Source organism: Glycomyces salinus (assembly GCF_016428645.1).
GTDB lineage: Bacteria > Actinomycetota > Actinomycetes > Mycobacteriales > Micromonosporaceae > Glycomyces > Glycomyces salinus.
This window is the reverse complement of record NZ_JAELXW010000103.1, coordinates 1-14,208: the sequence shown is the minus strand read 5'-3', so window position 1 is coordinate 14,208 and position 14,208 is coordinate 1. Positions and strand designations below refer to the sequence as shown.

Below are 14,208 nucleotides of genomic sequence, written 5' to 3'. Positions count from 1 at the left end.
CTATTGCTCCAGGTGGTTCATGGCCGCGGTGATGGCGGCGGTGAGGTTGTCGTCGGGTGTCCACAGGCCGAGCTGGCCGTGGGCCGGGACGGGGGCGGTCAGGGGCCGGATGTCGTCCAGGACCCAGTGCCAGGCGTCGCCGTGGGACTCGCCCCAGGTGTTGCAGGCTTCGGTCCCGCATGCCGAGGGCCATCCGGCGGCGTGACAGTCGACCAGGTCGGCGACGGCCACTACGGCGCCGAGTGCGAGCCGGTCGCGGTCAGGCACAGCCCGGGCGCCGAGGTGGTGGCGGGCCCATTCCCATTCGGCGACCGCGAGCGTCTTGCCCGCGTGGACGGCGACTGGACCCCGGTAGGTGGTCTTGCGGGTGCGGTTCTCGATGGTTTTGCCGCCGTGGGCGATCAGGTGCGCCCACGGCTGACGGACGGTCAGGGCGCGTAGTCCGCGCGCGAAGTGGTCACTCATGCGGTGACCTCTCTGGTCTCGGTGGTGTGGTGGCCGCTGTCGTGGCAGTCGAGGCATTCGCCCCAGCGGCGGGGGATGTAGTACTCGCGGCCCTGCCCGCAGCTCGGACAGGTCGCGTTCGCGGCCCAGGCTTTGAGCAGGGCGGCCAACTGCGCGGGCGTCGCCTCGCGCTTCGGCACCGCCAGATCCTCGCGGTAGAGGTAGGCGCAGCGCACCTTTCCCCGACGGCGCCACAGGATCTGCGCGGCGATGTCCTGGCGGCCCGGGGTCAGGCCCTTGGCCGCCAACTGGCGGCGGGTAGCCAGCCCGGCCGGCGCGGACCGGAAGTTGAACGTCGGCAGCCCGAACCGGGCCCCGGTCGGGTCGTCGAACTCGGCGCGGTACATCACCGCACCCGCCCTTCGTCCCCGCGGAGGGCCGCCTCGAGCCGGGCGAGGACGGCCGGATCGAGTTCGAGCAGCTACTCGACGAGCCTGGCGCCGCTCCGCTCGCCCAGGCCGGGGAGCCCGGCGTGGGCGGGCCCGATGGTGCCGGTCGGATACCCGGCCTCCTCGAGCCCGCGCAGCGCCCGCTGGTAGACGGTCGCCACTAGCCCACTCCCTCCCTGGCGGCCGCCTCGGTGGCCGGGGTCGTGTCGAGGTCGCGGATGCGCACGGCCGGGCGCGGTTCGATGCTGTGGTCGTCGCAGTCCCGCTCGAAGACCGCGTACGGGCCCTGGCCGGTGGCCTTGTTGCGGTACATGGCCGCATCGGCCCGGCCCATCGCCGCCGAGAGGTCGCCGTCAAATCTGGTCGCGCCGACCGCCAGCCGGGAGCCGACCGCGCCTCTGGCGGTTTGGACGGTCGCGATCAGGGGCTGGCGGCGGTGGCGCAGGCGCGCCCATGCGCGCCAGGTGACCAGGAGCGCGAATTCGTCGCCGCCGAGTCGGGCGATGTCCGCGGTCGGGAACTGCTCTCGCAGCAGGTCGGCGGCGGCCTGAATGAGTGCGTCGCCGGTCTGGTGGCCGTAGGTGTCGTTGACGGCCTTGAGGCCATTACAATCGGCCAGAATCATCCAATGGTTCTGGGGGCCGCCGGTCGTGTTGGTCCATGTCGCGGCGGCCTTTTCCCATCCCTTCCGGTTCGGCAGCCCGGTCAGGGCGTCGGTGTGCGATTCGGTCTCGGCCCGGCGCAGCAGACCCCGGGCTGTGGTCCAGGCCATGAGCCCGACCGCCAGCCCCGAGACGGTGACGCCAGTGGCGAAGCCGGTGATCAGGTCAGGATTCATCGAACCGGCCCTCCCCGTGCTGCCCGGAATCGAGGGCGCTCTCGAGGTCGTTGAGCATGTAGGCGTAGTAGTTCCGCCTGGTACGCAAGGACGTGTCACGCATGCGCTCGCGCAGCGTCGACATGACGTCGTCGATGTCAACGGCGGCGCAGAGGGTCCGGGCGCCGTCCTCGTAGGCGGCGCTCCTGTTTTCGGCGAATTCAGCGTCAAAGGAGGTGGTGATCTTGCTCAACCTCTCCTGAGCCGCCTGGGCGGTAGCCGACCATTGTTTGTGCAGGTTGTTCCTGATGTTCACTGGGCATCGGCTCCTTTCGTGGGTGGTTGCCGGTCAAGGCGAGGTGAGCTCGTCGGCCAGCCGCGCGCCGTCGAGCTTGAGGTAAACGCGGACATCGCCGCCGGAACCGCGAGTCGGGTAGACCGGCGAGACGTCCCGCAGGATCGGCGGCTCCTCCGACAGCTCCTTCGTGAGGGCCTCGACCACGGCGCGCACTTCGTCGGGCTGCCCCAGCAGGCGCATTTGCAGCTCAGCCATTGGAGGTCTCCTCCAGGTCGCCGATCATCTGCTCCCAGAACGGCCGCCGGTCATCGTCGGAGGCGCGATCGTTGAGTTTGTCCCGCAGCGCGTTGGCGAGCACGTTCGTCTGACCGCCGGCTTCGAGGAATTGCAGGCCGCCGGTGAAGGCGTTGAACTGTGCGATCGCCCGCGCTTTGGGCAGGGCGCTGATCGCGGCGTTGGCCTCGATCGACCACACGACCTTCAGGTTGGTCACTGGGTCCATCACCGGGTTCCTTTCGCTCCGGACCCGACCGGTTCGGAGCGCATGGCCCGGTCGACCAGGGCGGTCGCGGCCTGGACGCTCATGCCGGTGATCGGCACCCACACCCGCACCGGCGTGTCCTCGACAAGGACCTCGCATCGCAGGGCCCCGACCAGCCGCTTGTCGCGGGCGGGACCGACCTCGAATCGGCTGGCCTCGGCCGCCCAAGCCGCGAACGCGGCCAGGGCCTTCGGACCGGGAGGGAAGAGGATCGGCGAGGGCAGCGCGGTAAATCCGGCCCGGCGGGAGTGGTCGAACACCAGCCGCGGCAGGTCCGCAAGACGGCCGTGGAGGGCCGAGGCGGGCGTGCCCGGGACGGCGTTGAGTTCGCGGAGCCGCTTCATCGCCGCCCCTGCCGGTCGCCGAGGGCGGTGAGGATCTCGCCCCAGCCCAGCCAGGCGTAGTCCCGTTCGTGTCCGCTGCGCTCGACGGTCTCCCGGATCCACCGCCAGCCTCGGTCGCTGACGGTCAGCATCGGGGCCCGGTCGGCGCCGCTCGTGGCGGCGTAGCCCAGATCGACCAGGTGCGCGAGGTCCGAGGCCAGCGGGCCGATCGCGAGCTGCAGGCCGTTGGCGCCTTCGATCTCGTTTCGGGCGGCCTCGATCAGCGTCTTCGCTTCGGTCCGGTCGAGCTTGCTGTAGCGGTAGCCCATCAGTGGTCACCGCCTTCGCGGAAGCACAGCTCGACCTCGTCGGGCCGGGAGGCCTCGACGAGGTCCATCCAGTCCTCGTCTCGCCCGTCGAGCGGCTTGACTCCGACCAGTACCTTGCGGCCGGTCCCGGCCGCGTGGCCGCCTTCGGTGAGGGTCCAGGCGAACAGCTCGCCGTGGCCGAGGGTGAAGACCGTGCCGGTCTTCGGTGCCTGGGCCGCGGAGTGCTCGCGCATCCGCCGCTGCATCTCGTTGCGCGGCGGACGGGCGCTGGGCCGGTAGGGGACGGTGACGACCGCGTACAGCTCGCCGACCTTCCCGGCCGGCGCGGCCGCGAAGTCGACCGCCGTGGTCTCGTCGAACGACTCGCCGGACGGGGAGAGGTGGATCGAGCCCCACCGGTCGCTGTGTCGTTCCCAGGAGGTGTGGCCGATCCGGCCACGCCCAAGGCTGATGGTCTGCTTGCTCACTGGTGATTCCCTTCGTTGTCGGTGTCGGAGACGTGGCGGGCCCGCGCGAAGCGGACGGCGTTCCAGATCAGATCGATCACGATCGCGCCGCCGAAGACGACGGCGAACACGAGCAGCGCCGTAAGCGCCGCGGAGATCAGGGAGTGCATCAGGCGATCACTCCGGCCATCGCCCAGTCATCGGCGAACTGATCGCGACCGGCCAGGCCGAAGGCGAAGGCCGATTCCCAGAAGGAACCGGTCTCGCAGGCTCCGGGTTCGGTCCGGTTGCCGAGGGCTTCCTGGGCGATCGAGCAGGCGTGTAGGTCCATTGCCCGCAACGTGTCGTCGATGTCGATGGGGACGTCGGCGGCCAGGTGCGCGGCCATCAGCCACGCAGCCTCAACCTCGGTCGACAGTTCGACCTCGCCGGTGGTCACCGCCCAGGCGGTGGCCTCCCAGTCGATCCAGGCCGACTGGTTGAAGCCGGTGTCTTCGACGGTGACGAAGGCGAGCATCGGCCCGGTCAGAAAGGCCTCGTCGGAGACGAGGATCTCGACCGCATCGGACAAGCCCTCGGCAGTGCCGGCCTCAAACCGCAGCGCCCAAGCGAGTCGCTCGAAATCGCGAGCCTGCGGATTAGTGAAGGTGCTGGTCATCTACGCCACCACCCGCACGGGCTGGCGCTGACCAGCCCCATTGAGCTGCTCGGCGACGTACTCGTCCCAGGCCTGCTTCCAATCGGCCAGGCCGATGCAGTTGCCGGAGGCCATGACGACGTCGACGATCAGGTTGACCGGCCGGACCGGGATCGCGTAACGCTTGGCACCCATGCGGATCGCCGGGATCTGGCCGTCACGCAGCAGCGAGTAAAGCAGGCCCTGCGAGCACCGCAGAACCTTCGCCGCCTCGGTGGGAGTCAGGAATCGTTCGACCTCGGCCTGACTGGCCTTGGCACCGGGATAGCCGCGAGCGGCCATGCGTTTCTCCAGCTCCTCCAGGAGCGCGTTGTCATTCACGTGGGATGACTCCTTCCGCAGCTGACGGCTGCATTTGACGGGTGCGCAGAGGGACCTGCGCGAGGACATGAAGGCGAATAGTCGATAGGCGGCAGCCGAGTCGGACTGCGCAGAGGCTGACCTGGCGGCGCTCGACGCGGAAGCGGAGCGCATCGGCATCACGGTCAGCTTTGGGCCGCCTCATGCCGCACCGATCGGTGCGGCATGAGGCGACGTTGATCCGCCGAGCGGATCGCTCGGCGGGTGGCGCTTGTCCCTGCGCCGGGGCGTCCGGTCTCGAGGTGGCCCGTTGCCCCTGACACTCCCAGGAGCGGGCGCCCTTGCCTGCCGGACGGTTCCGGCCCCGGCCTACTCGCCGCGGGCGGGAACAAGTTCAGTCACCCTGTGCAGTTCTGTGACAACGTGCGCCGTCGGCGGACTCTCGCGGGTCGTTCGGCAGCGAAGCCTGTTGAGGGGCGTTAGGCGGTCGGGGTCGGAGAAGTCGGTTTGCGGGCAGCGGCGATCTGGCGGAGGAGGTTCTTCCGGGTGCCGTAGCTGGCTCCGCCCCAGATGCCGGCTCGTTCACGGGTCTTGAGGGCCACCAGGAGGCAGGGACGGCGAACGGGGCAGGTTCCGCACAATTCGGTGGCGGCCTTGAGGGGGCGGCCCTCCGGGTAGAAGCGGTCGGCCGGGGCGTCCCCGGTGGCGCAGCGGCCGAAGCGTCCGATCAGCGACCGGCCCTGGTGGAGGTTGAGAGCATCAACCGCTGCCACCAACGACGGCAGGTCTTGGCTGATACTGGCTGCTTTGGCAGCGCCCATCTGGTGCCTCCTGAACTAGCCAACTGTAGTACTACACAATACTGTACAGCGTCGTACGACACTCGTCAAGCTGGGGTGCAACTCACGGAATTACCTGCGAATACGTCTTGCGCCCGACGCTCCGCTAGTGTGTAGTAGTACGCGGTGTACCACGGGGTGAGGAGAGCTACGGTGTCGCCAAGAGTTGAACGCGCGAAGCATGCCTATGAGCAGATCTACGAGGCTCTGCGCGACCAGATCATCAATGGCGACATGGAGCCGAATGCGAAGGTGCCGTCGGCTCGGAAGCTTGCCGCAGACTGGTCCGTTCAGCCCAACACAGCCCAGAAGGCCCTCACCGCACTTCGCCGCGAAGGGCTGACTGAGAGCATCCCGGGCAAGGGGACCTTCGTCCGCAGTGAGCAGCCGCTCCGGACCGGTCATGATCGGCTGCGGTCCATCCGCAGTTCCGGCCGTATCTATCCCGATTCGGAATACGCTCGGATCGTTAAGGCGGAGTTGACCTCAGCATCTGAAGCGATCGCCGAAGCTCTCGGCCTCGACGAGGGCGCACCAGTCATTCGACGCCTGCGAGTAACGATGAGCAAGGAATCCGAGACACCGGTGTCGGCTTCGACCAGTTGGTTCGACGGTCAACTTGCGGCGACTTCTCCAGCCCTGCTGCGCGCTGAGCGGTTGCCGGAGGGCACGCCGGCCTACATCGAGCGCACCACCAACCGACGCATTACTAGTGGTCGCGACCAGTCTGCGGCCGGACCGGCCGACGAGCGCGATGCCGAACTCCTCCAGATCGAGGTGGGGGAGCCGGTCAAACACGGCCGCAACTGGATGTTCGACCCGGACGGCGGGGTCGTCGAGTACGGCGAGTCGGTAGCGGTGGCTGGTCGTTGGTCGACCTACAGCTATGAGATCCAACCCGAGATGGAAGGCTGAAGCTGTGCAACTGATTCATTCCGGCAAGATCCGCGATGTCTTTGCAGACCGTGGCGACATCATCCTGGTCGCCTCCGACAAGGTTTCGGTCTACGACGTCGTCCTGCCAACACCAATTCCCGAAAAGGGGAAGTTGCTGACCGCGCTGAGCCTGTGGTGGTTCGACAAACTCGCCGACCTGGTGCCGAACCACGTCATCTCAGCCGACGACGTTCCCGAGGAGTTCAAGGGCCGCGCGATTCGGTGCAAGAAGCTCGACATGCTTCAGGTCGAGTGCATCGCCCGCGGCTACCTGGCTGGTCTTGGTCTCCGCGAGTATCAGCGTGATGGCGCGATCTCCGGTGTGAACCTTCCGGAAGGGCTTGTCGAAGGCTCAAGACTTCCCGAGCCGATCTTCACTCCGACCACGAAGGCTACGGTGGGCCACGACGAGTTCATAACCTTCGACGATGTCGTAGCCGACATCGGAGGCGACACCGCTGAGCACCTTGAAGAACTCACCGTCGAACTCTACAAGCGGGGCGCTGCGATCGCCGCAGAGCAAGGCATCATCATCGCTGATACCAAGTTCGAGTTCGGGATCGACGCAGATGGCACTCTGACACTGGCAGACGAGATCCTCACCTCGGACTCCTCCCGCTTCTGGCCCGCGGACCAGTGGAAGCCTGGCCGTCCCCAGTACGCCTTCGACAAACAGTTCGTCCGCGACTGGGCTGCTGGTACCGGCTGGAACAAGCAACCGCCGGCACCGGAGGTGCCCGAGGAGATCGTGGAAGCGACCCGTCAGCGTTACATCGAGGCATACGAGCGAATCACCGGAGAACAGTGGAAATGACTCAGCCGACCTACAATGAGCACAAATTCATCAATCAGGTTGTCGATCTACTTCGTGAAGAGGGGATCGAGCCTGAAGTCGTCAGCTACGCCGACATCTCTCTTGGTGCCAGCAAGATGCTGCGAGGCATGGGCGTCAGGACCGTCCTCGACATGACCGACACGATCGATCGAACCTGGCCTTCTAAGCAAGAAGAGACAGAGAGTCCCTGGTAAGCGCCGCTAGCATCGACCCGGGTCGAGGATGATGTCGGTGGCCTGTAGCAGACTTGGAGGATGGATATCCGAGTACTTCCGGACCTATCTCCAGAGCAAGTGGTTCGGCTGCAGGACGCGCTTCTGGAGAATGCCAACGCTCTCCTGACTTCGGCCCTCACCCTCCTGGACCAAGGCCAAGTGGCGCTCGCGAGGTCACTCGCGGTGTTGGGCCTGGAAGAGTCCGGCAAGGCGATTGCGATCCATGAGCGGCGAGTCGACATTGTCAACGCACCGGAGGGTGAGCTCTTCAGGTGCAACTACTTGGATCAACTTTGGGCGAGTCATGAGAGGAAACTTGAAGCGGTTTACCACTTCTTGCTCGAAGAACGATACTGGTTCGACCACGAGCCCCCTGACCCGGAGCAGAACATCGCTCAGCTAGGCACGATCAAATCCTGGGCCCGCCGACATGACAAATGGAAACTGCGGGGCTTCTACGTGGATCTCGACAAGGTCGGCAACGTTAAGGTGCCCACGGACGCGGCTGACGAGGCGACCCTCCGTGGGGTCGTCGAGCGAGTTCACCAGATCGGATGGCAGCTTCGCCTTGGCGAGCATATCGAGGGCAAGCAACAGGACGAGCGCGAAGCCGGTCTCCCGCCGCTCTCCGACGAAGTCCTGGAGTGGCTGGATGCCAATGCGCATGGCCCCGATGGGTCGCAGCGTGCGTTTTATCAGGCACTGCGGGAGGAGGTGCCAGGCGAGCCCTTGTCCAATTCCGCCTACCGATTCAATCGCTCTGGATCAGACCAGAACCCCTTCCGCAACTTCGGCAAGCCCGGATATGAAGCCGAGACCATCGAGCTCATCGCGCTCTCCGAGGAACTGAACCAGGAGAAGCTTGAGTGAGCAACTGGGATTAACTAGGATGCTGGGTGCGGATTCTGATCATAGAGGATTCTTTTCGTGTTCTCAAAGCGTCAGAAGTTCAGCCCGTATCCCAAGGCAGAGGCTGTGGAGCTAGTCGCCCCATTGCTCGGGTGCCAATTGAACATTGTGCTTGGGGATTTTGCTGGGATGGTTGGTCATCATCCCTCCTCCATATATCCACTTTCGACTATGCGCCTGCCTCGACTATGCACTCGAGACGTCTCAAATTCCCGACGAATCGGTAGAAGTTGCCCATGCGCGGGTCGTGCGACACACGGAAAGCGTGAAACGGTTATTACACCAGAGTCATACAACGCCAAAGAATAGTTTATGCTGCCCAGATGGCGAAGAAAAAGCCTATGTCGGCGAAGAAGTCCCAGGAGGTGGTTGCCGGAAAGGAGAGGCAGCTAGGCAAACAGCACTTGCTGGGGCGATGGCTGCTCCGATTGGTGTGGCCCTGGCCGTTGCGGGCTGTTCAGAAGCTCGGAGGTGGGCTCAAGTCACTGCTGGGAGGTGTCGGCCGGTGGCTCAGCGGCTTGGACGCGTTCCCGAGCATCCTGCTGGTGATGCTGGTTGCAGCCGTCATTGCGGGCCTGGCCTTCATGGCGGTCTGGTGGATGGCCGGCAATCCCAACCGTGGCGAACTAGGCACCGATGCCCAGGTCGCTGACCTTGTCCGCGTTGCCCTTCTAGTTGCCGGTGGGATCGGTGCGGCGGTGGCGTTGGTGGTTGCCTACCGGAGGCAGAAGCTCGGAGAGCGCAACGAGCAGCGGGAAGACACCAAACTGTACTCAGAGCGGTTCCAAGGGGCAAGTGAGCAGCTCGGCTCCGAGAACGCGATGGTCAGGCTTGCTGGCGTCTACGCGATGGCGCATCTTGCCGATGACTGGGCCGATGGGCGCCAGACCTGCATAGATGTGCTGTGTGCCTATATCCGCAGGCCATACACGCCGCCAACCGATGTCATCCTGCAACGACCAGGGCACCAGGGCAAAGTGGAGGTCAACGGAGTGCCCATCGTTGACGCTAAGACCATGACCGAGTTCCGCGATGAGCGCCAGATCAGGCAAGCAATCCTCAACCAGATCGCCAACCGACTCCGGAAGGAGCCGCAAGAGGGCGAGACCTGGCACCGGCATGAATATGACTTTACCGGCGCAACAATCGAAGGGGTGTTTCTCCATGATGCCTACCTGAATGGGGTAACCATGCACTTTCGGGAGTGCAGGTTTGCGAACTACAACATCGTTTTCAGCAACGCCAAGCTCCAGGCCACCTGGTTGTGGTTCACGGGTGCTGTTTTCGACGGAGTTCACATCTACCTAGATGGCGCTAGGGTCCAAAGTCACCTCTGGTTTGATGAAACTCAGATGAATGATGTCACTATGGACCTTGACCGAGCGGAAATCTTCATCGGCACAATTGATCTCTCGGCATCGAAACTCACTGATACAAAGTTCATCTTCGATCATTCCGATCTAAAGTGGGGTTCAACCATTGACCTAACTGGCATGACTCCTGATGGCGTCGACCTCTCGTTTGTTGATGCTGAGCTCAAAGACAGGCGCGGCAGCCAAAAGGTGAGACGCTCACTTGAGTTCAAGCAGTCCTATAGCCGGGATGAATTGCCGGAAGGGCTCTCAATTGAGCCTTGGAATGATGACATCCGAGAGAGATGGGACGAAGGGTATGAGGAGCCATCCTGAACCAGTGCCTTGGGCAGTAACTAACGCAGTTCTTTCTGAACAGATCCAGCAAGCGGGGGTGCGCCGGCTCTCGGCACGATTGCCATTGGAGCTGCGGGGAGACATGGGTACTTTCTTCGGTGGTCATTACTAGATCGTGCTGGCGGGTTTCTTTGCTTCCCGAGCTTCCTTACGTGCTTTGGCTCGCCCCGGACCTTCGTAGACCTCAGTCAGGACAATGCCCACGAACTCGAGGATCTCGAGCGAGTCGTGTTGCTTGACGTGCTCTTCAAAGTCGCCGTGCGCCATGTCATTGCCAAGGTGTCGTACCTCGTGGGCCGCTTCCTCAACGTATTCGCGGACGAGGTCTTCCTCGCGCAGCTTCTCAATCTTCCATTCGAGGGGCTTGCGTTCGGTGATCCCCTTGTCCTTCGCAACAGCCTCGACTACGGCGCGAGCGAGAATCACTGCGGCCCTGTACGCCTTGACCGAGTGGCAGACATACGCTTCGGCAGCTGCGCTGGCGATCTTTTCGGGTACATGCTGATAGGCCGGCGCCTGTATCCGTGCTGGCTCCCAAGTAAGCTCGGCATCGGATGCGGCCATGGACTCCTGTGCGGCGTCGGTTCGTACATAGCCGTCAAAGTCTGCCTGGATCGGTGTGTGGTGCCGATGTTGATGTGCTCGCAGTGTGCGCACCGATATGGGGCGGTCCAGACTTCATAGGATGCGGAATAGTCCTCAAATGGTACTTCGAAGCCATCGATGCGAATCGGCTTCCCATGGAGTACCATTTGTGCGATCACGCCGCAGTTGTGGCATTCATGTGATGGCATCCGCGCCTACCCGAGGAGTTTTGCAGCTTCGGCGTCGTACTGCTCGCGGGTGATCAGGCCACGGTCGAGGAGTCCTGCAAGCTGAGTGAGCTGGTCGGCAGTGGATGCCCCCGGGGGTGCTGCTGCAGCCACTGACGCAGGTTCCTGGCGATCGACGCGTGCGGCCGCCATCTGGTCGCGCACGGCGCGTTCAAACATCGCCGGATCGCCGTCGGAGATCGCTTTTAGTTCCGTGGAGTTCTCGCTCGCATGGATCTTGAATTTGGGACCGGCAAAGGTTTTGCCACCTTCAAGACTCGCGATGGTCGCGTACGGAAAGCTCTCGAGGTCGTGGCCACCGAGTTTCTTGATGTAGCGGATGACGCGCCTATCAGTTGCAATCAGCACGCCAGTGCGAACAGCGTCAACGTTGCCGAATGCCTTGTCACTGCCGAGAACTGAGGTCGGGGCAATGCCGAGGACTGCGGCGAGAACGTTTTCCCCTTGTTCGAGATGCCCAGCGACTTGGCTGAGGAGTTTGTCGAGTTTCTTGCCCATCAAACCAGGCTAGCGGCCAAGTTCCATGTGGACATCCCCCGTTCAGTCGGTAATGTGGGAAGCCGCGAACCCAGTTCGCGGCTCCAACGTTGACAACTGAGGCAGTCGACCAGTTTGTCACGTTACGTAAAGAAAGTGCGTATACCCCACGCTGACTAGCGTGAATAAGAGTCAGCTCGATCTCGGCTTTACGGGATGCAAGTTGGAGCCTGCCCTGGCGAGTCAACTATGGGCGTTGGATGATGCTGAAGTCGCCCTTGTATTGACGCACCCGGATTTCGCTCTGCCGGTGGAGTTCCTCGGCGATCGCCAGGTAGGCGTAGCCGGTGCCGATCTGCGCGTACTGCTCTGGGGTCTTCGCGTCCTTGATGGCGCGTTCGAGCCAGCGGCGGGCCTGTTTGGCGGAGTCGTGGCGTTCCATCGGTGTCCTTCCGGTACGGCGGTCGTTCTCTCCGGATCGTAGGGCGAGATGGAGTCTTCCTTGGGAACTAATGTTCCGAGGCGGCTGGGGGCGATGTGGATTAGGGCGCACCGGGCTGGGGACAGCGTAAGCGGGAACTCCCGGAAGACCAGTCAGTGTCTGGTCTCTGACAGTGATGATTGCTGTTGGTGTGGGACGTTTGGGTCCATGTCTGCACCCCTATGTGGAACCCCGACGAACCAGGACGGGAGCCCCTGTCGTCGGCGCCGCTACTACCCGTGCGAGGACCATGGCGGGAGCCTGGGTTCGGCAGGGGGCGGTAGCCTCCAAGCTTCGTATCCCGAGCTGCAGACTCGCGGCCAGGCGTTGTATGAGGATCCAGGCTGGCAACGCGCGAGTCGGGACAGGATTGAGAAGCTGTTCGGATCCCGGAAGGCCAAGAAGCTGCGTGGGCTCAAGGACTGCCGCGACCTCGCCGAGGTTGCTCGATACCTCGATGGCCTGGCCCGCCTCGACCCGGAACCGCTGCTAGGTCAGGTCGAGGCAAAGTGTGGCCCCGAGACCGCCCAGGTCATCCGAGGCGCAGTATCCAAGGGCATCGAGAAGGCCATCGAGCGTGCGAGCGGGATCAGAACGCTCAAGGAGATCGCCAGATGCCTCCGGATCGCGGGAGTCCTCCACTGCGTCGCTGCCGACAAGCTCGACAGGTGCCCTTGCCTTGATGGCTTGGCGCGCGATGTCAGTCGCGTGGTGCGAGCTGAGGCCACCACTGGGGATGCAGAGTAGGGGCCTCAGTTGTCCCCTCGGTTGAGGCCGTGGCGTTTGAGGACCAGCCACACGGTGGACTGGGCGATTTCGACGTTCTCGGCGGTCAAGTGCTCGGCGATGCGCTTGGGGCCCCAGCCGGTGCGGCGGCTGAGGTCGCAGATGCGGGCTTCGAGTTCGGGGGAGGTGCGCCGCGGCTGCTCGGCCGAGTGGTCGCGGTCGGGGCGTTCGTTGCGGTCGGACGGTGCGGCTGGCATCTGGTCGGCGATGACGGCGACGGCGTGCTCGTCGCCGCGGGGCCGCCAGGCGGCGTAGAAGTCGAGAGTGGTCTTCGGGTTGGCGTGGTTGAGCCGGTAGGCGATGGTGACCGGGTCGATGCCGGAGGCCATGAGCTCGGCGGCGGTGTAGTGGCGCGCCTTGTGCGGGGTGGCGTGGAAGCCGAGGCGGCCGGCCATCTTGCCGAACCGGCGGGTGAAGTGCGACAGGCTGCCGGGCTTGGAGTGGCCGGGGGAGTAGGAGTAGAGGTACTCCTCGCCGGTCAACGTCAGGCCGAGAGCGGCCTTCTTCTCGGCGATGCGGTCGCGGAGCTCGCCTAGCAGGCCCAGCGTGGTCGCGTCCAGGCTCATCCACGCGTCGGTGTCGGTCTTGAGCGGGTTGACGAGGATCTTCTTGCGGCGGAAGTCCACGTGCCGGAGCTGCGTGGCGCAGTGCTCACTGCGCCTACTCGAAGTCATGAACAGCACCCAGATGTTCACACCCCACTCGAAGTCCTCCTCGAAGGCCGCGTTGATCAGTGCGGCAGCTTGGTCGGGACTCGGCGCTTCGGGCTTGGTGGCCTTCCTCTTCGGGCGCCGGATCTGCCCGGCGGGGTTGACCGCGATCCAGCCCCAGCGGTGGGCGGCGTCGAGACTGCCCTTGACGATGGTGTGCAGGTGCAGACGGATGGTCAACGACGCCGGCTTGCACTCGTGCGGCCCGCACCGCTTGGTGCAGCGATGGTCCTCGAGTTCGTTCTCGGCGAGTACGCGGGCCTTGCCGCGGCCCTCTTGGTGGTGGTCGGTCTTGATCCGGCCGCCGCAGCGGCGCCAGCAGACTGCTAGGTCGGCCAGGAGGTCCTCGGCCGACTTCACCAGGCCCTGGATTTGCGTGAGCTTGACGCCGCCGAGGGCGGGCTTGACGTAGTCGCGGGCGAGTTGGGCGTACTTCTCATGGGTGGAGGCCTCGACCTCGGCGCGGTGGTTCCGCAGCCACTCGTCGACGGCGGACCGGAACTCGGTGTCGGTCTTGGCGGCTCGGCCCTGGTCGACTTGGGCCACGAGTTCGGCGCGGCGGTTCTCCGCGGCCTTCCACGCCTCGCGCTGCTGCTTCGCGGTGGCGCCGGGAGGGAACGGAACGGCGTCGTTGAGGTAGAGGCGCTTGCCGGTGACGATGTCGGTGCCGGCCGATACGCGGATCTGGAGCCGGTTTCCGTGCTGCCAGACGCGTCCGCGTTTGCGGCCCTGCGGTGGTGTTGTAGCCATGACCTTAGTGTGCTGGGGAACAATCCCGGGAACAGGAACTTTTGTAGATCGGCCGGTCATGCCTGTGAACTGGGGTTTTGCGGT

24 protein-coding genes are annotated in these 14,208 nt (G+C 64.5%); 6 read left to right on the top strand and 18 right to left on the bottom strand.

Going from position 1 to position 14,208, the window contains the following annotated elements; all coding sequences use genetic code 11:
• The 14 genes from JFB92_RS20840 to JFB92_RS20780 form a co-directional block, all read right to left on the bottom strand.
• Window positions 1–465 carry an ASCH domain-containing protein gene (locus tag JFB92_RS20840; protein ID WP_199043172.1) on the bottom strand — a complete coding sequence of 155 codons (465 nt, stop codon included), beginning with the start codon at window positions 463–465 and terminating at the stop codon, window positions 1–3.
• Window positions 462–851 carry an RRQRL motif-containing zinc-binding protein gene (locus JFB92_RS20835; protein WP_199043197.1) on the bottom strand — a complete coding sequence of 130 codons (390 nt, stop codon included), beginning with the start codon at window positions 849–851 and terminating at the stop codon, window positions 462–464. Before JFB92_RS20835 ends, JFB92_RS20840 begins: the two co-directional genes overlap by 4 nt.
• A 74-nt stretch (window positions 852–925) precedes the next feature.
• Window positions 926–1,054 carry a hypothetical protein gene (locus JFB92_RS26335; protein WP_269848025.1) on the bottom strand — a complete coding sequence of 43 codons (129 nt, stop codon included), beginning with the start codon at window positions 1,052–1,054 and terminating at the stop codon, window positions 926–928.
• Window positions 1,054–1,731, bottom strand: coding sequence for a GGDEF domain-containing protein (locus tag JFB92_RS20830; RefSeq protein WP_199043170.1), 678 nt, complete (start codon window positions 1,729–1,731; stop codon window positions 1,054–1,056). Before JFB92_RS20830 ends, JFB92_RS26335 begins: the two co-directional genes overlap by 1 nt.
• Window positions 1,721–2,026, bottom strand: coding sequence for a hypothetical protein (locus tag JFB92_RS20825; RefSeq protein ID WP_199043168.1), 306 nt, complete (start codon window positions 2,024–2,026; stop codon window positions 1,721–1,723). Before JFB92_RS20825 ends, JFB92_RS20830 begins: the two co-directional genes overlap by 11 nt.
• A 33-nt stretch (window positions 2,027–2,059) precedes the next feature.
• Window positions 2,060–2,263 (bottom strand): hypothetical protein, encoded by a 204-nt coding sequence (locus JFB92_RS20820; protein ID WP_199043166.1) that lies wholly within the window; start codon window positions 2,261–2,263, stop codon window positions 2,060–2,062.
• Window positions 2,256–2,510, bottom strand: coding sequence for a hypothetical protein (locus tag JFB92_RS20815; protein WP_199043164.1), 255 nt, complete (start codon window positions 2,508–2,510; stop codon window positions 2,256–2,258). The genes JFB92_RS20820 and JFB92_RS20815 overlap by 8 nt, the downstream gene beginning before the upstream one ends.
• The gene (locus JFB92_RS20810) at window positions 2,510–2,893 is read right to left on the bottom strand and encodes a hypothetical protein (protein ID WP_199043162.1); all 384 of its coding nucleotides are present in this window, start codon (window positions 2,891–2,893) and stop codon (window positions 2,510–2,512) included. Before JFB92_RS20810 ends, JFB92_RS20815 begins: the two co-directional genes overlap by 1 nt.
• A complete protein-coding gene (locus tag JFB92_RS20805) occupies window positions 2,890–3,201 on the bottom strand; it encodes a hypothetical protein (protein ID WP_199043160.1) in 312 nt (103 codons plus the stop codon). Before JFB92_RS20805 ends, JFB92_RS20810 begins: the two co-directional genes overlap by 4 nt.
• Window positions 3,201–3,668 (bottom strand): hypothetical protein, encoded by a 468-nt coding sequence (locus tag JFB92_RS20800; RefSeq protein ID WP_199043158.1) that lies wholly within the window; start codon window positions 3,666–3,668, stop codon window positions 3,201–3,203. The genes JFB92_RS20805 and JFB92_RS20800 overlap by 1 nt, the downstream gene beginning before the upstream one ends.
• On the bottom strand, window positions 3,665–3,817 hold the full coding sequence (locus JFB92_RS20795) for a hypothetical protein (RefSeq protein WP_199043156.1): 153 nt from the start codon (window positions 3,815–3,817) through the stop codon (window positions 3,665–3,667). The genes JFB92_RS20800 and JFB92_RS20795 overlap by 4 nt, the downstream gene beginning before the upstream one ends.
• The gene (locus JFB92_RS20790) at window positions 3,817–4,305 is read right to left on the bottom strand and encodes a hypothetical protein (RefSeq protein ID WP_199043154.1); all 489 of its coding nucleotides are present in this window, start codon (window positions 4,303–4,305) and stop codon (window positions 3,817–3,819) included. The genes JFB92_RS20795 and JFB92_RS20790 overlap by 1 nt, the downstream gene beginning before the upstream one ends.
• Window positions 4,306–4,665 (bottom strand): excisionase family DNA-binding protein, encoded by a 360-nt coding sequence (locus JFB92_RS20785; RefSeq protein ID WP_199043152.1) that lies wholly within the window; start codon window positions 4,663–4,665, stop codon window positions 4,306–4,308.
• Between the two features lie 458 nt (window positions 4,666–5,123).
• Complete coding sequence (locus tag JFB92_RS20780; protein WP_199043150.1) at window positions 5,124–5,465, bottom strand: WhiB family transcriptional regulator; 342 nt, start codon at window positions 5,463–5,465, stop codon at window positions 5,124–5,126.
• A 171-nt stretch (window positions 5,466–5,636) separates the two neighbouring features.
• Between JFB92_RS20780 and JFB92_RS20775 the strand changes: the two genes are divergently transcribed.
• The 5 genes from JFB92_RS20775 to JFB92_RS20755 all read left to right on the top strand — a co-directional run bounded on the left by JFB92_RS20775 (window position 5,637) and on the right by JFB92_RS20755 (window position 10,066).
• A complete protein-coding gene (locus tag JFB92_RS20775; RefSeq protein WP_199043148.1) occupies window positions 5,637–6,398 on the top strand; it encodes a GntR family transcriptional regulator in 762 nt (253 codons plus the stop codon).
• Window positions 6,399–6,402: 4 nt separating this feature from the next.
• A complete protein-coding gene (locus JFB92_RS20770; RefSeq protein ID WP_307789239.1) occupies window positions 6,403–7,233 on the top strand; it encodes a phosphoribosylaminoimidazolesuccinocarboxamide synthase in 831 nt (276 codons plus the stop codon).
• Window positions 7,230–7,448 (top strand): hypothetical protein, encoded by a 219-nt coding sequence (locus JFB92_RS20765; RefSeq protein WP_199043144.1) that lies wholly within the window; start codon window positions 7,230–7,232, stop codon window positions 7,446–7,448. Before JFB92_RS20770 ends, JFB92_RS20765 begins: the two co-directional genes overlap by 4 nt.
• 60 nt (window positions 7,449–7,508) lie before the next feature.
• Entirely contained in the window at window positions 7,509–8,339 is an 831-nt protein-coding gene (locus JFB92_RS20760) for an AbiV family abortive infection protein (RefSeq protein WP_199043142.1), read from the top strand.
• Window positions 8,340–8,701: 362 nt separating this feature from the next.
• The gene (locus tag JFB92_RS20755; protein WP_199043140.1) at window positions 8,702–10,066 is read left to right on the top strand and encodes a hypothetical protein; all 1,365 of its coding nucleotides are present in this window, start codon (window positions 8,702–8,704) and stop codon (window positions 10,064–10,066) included.
• A gap of 129 nt (window positions 10,067–10,195) precedes the next feature.
• Here the strand turns inward: JFB92_RS20755 and JFB92_RS20750 are convergent, their stop codons facing one another.
• From JFB92_RS20750 to JFB92_RS20740, 3 genes are all read right to left on the bottom strand, one after another.
• Window positions 10,196–10,651 carry a DUF4145 domain-containing protein gene (locus JFB92_RS20750; RefSeq protein ID WP_199043137.1) on the bottom strand — a complete coding sequence of 152 codons (456 nt, stop codon included), beginning with the start codon at window positions 10,649–10,651 and terminating at the stop codon, window positions 10,196–10,198.
• A gap of 236 nt (window positions 10,652–10,887) precedes the next feature.
• Window positions 10,888–11,418 (bottom strand): PH domain-containing protein, encoded by a 531-nt coding sequence (locus JFB92_RS20745; RefSeq protein ID WP_199043195.1) that lies wholly within the window; start codon window positions 11,416–11,418, stop codon window positions 10,888–10,890.
• A gap of 226 nt (window positions 11,419–11,644) precedes the next feature.
• Window positions 11,645–11,839, bottom strand: a complete 195-nt coding sequence (locus tag JFB92_RS20740) for a hypothetical protein (protein ID WP_199043135.1) — start codon at window positions 11,837–11,839, stop codon at window positions 11,645–11,647.
• Window positions 11,840–12,205: 366 nt separating this feature from the next.
• On the opposite strand from JFB92_RS20740, the gene JFB92_RS20735 reads away from it, so the two are divergent.
• Window positions 12,206–12,625, top strand: a complete 420-nt coding sequence (locus tag JFB92_RS20735) for a hypothetical protein (protein WP_199043134.1) — start codon at window positions 12,206–12,208, stop codon at window positions 12,623–12,625.
• Between the two features lie 5 nt (window positions 12,626–12,630).
• Here the strand turns inward: JFB92_RS20735 and JFB92_RS20730 are convergent, their stop codons facing one another.
• Window positions 12,631–14,124 carry a tyrosine-type recombinase/integrase gene (locus JFB92_RS20730; RefSeq protein WP_199043131.1) on the bottom strand — a complete coding sequence of 498 codons (1,494 nt, stop codon included), beginning with the start codon at window positions 14,122–14,124 and terminating at the stop codon, window positions 12,631–12,633.
• Window positions 14,125–14,208: the final 84 nt, after the last annotated feature.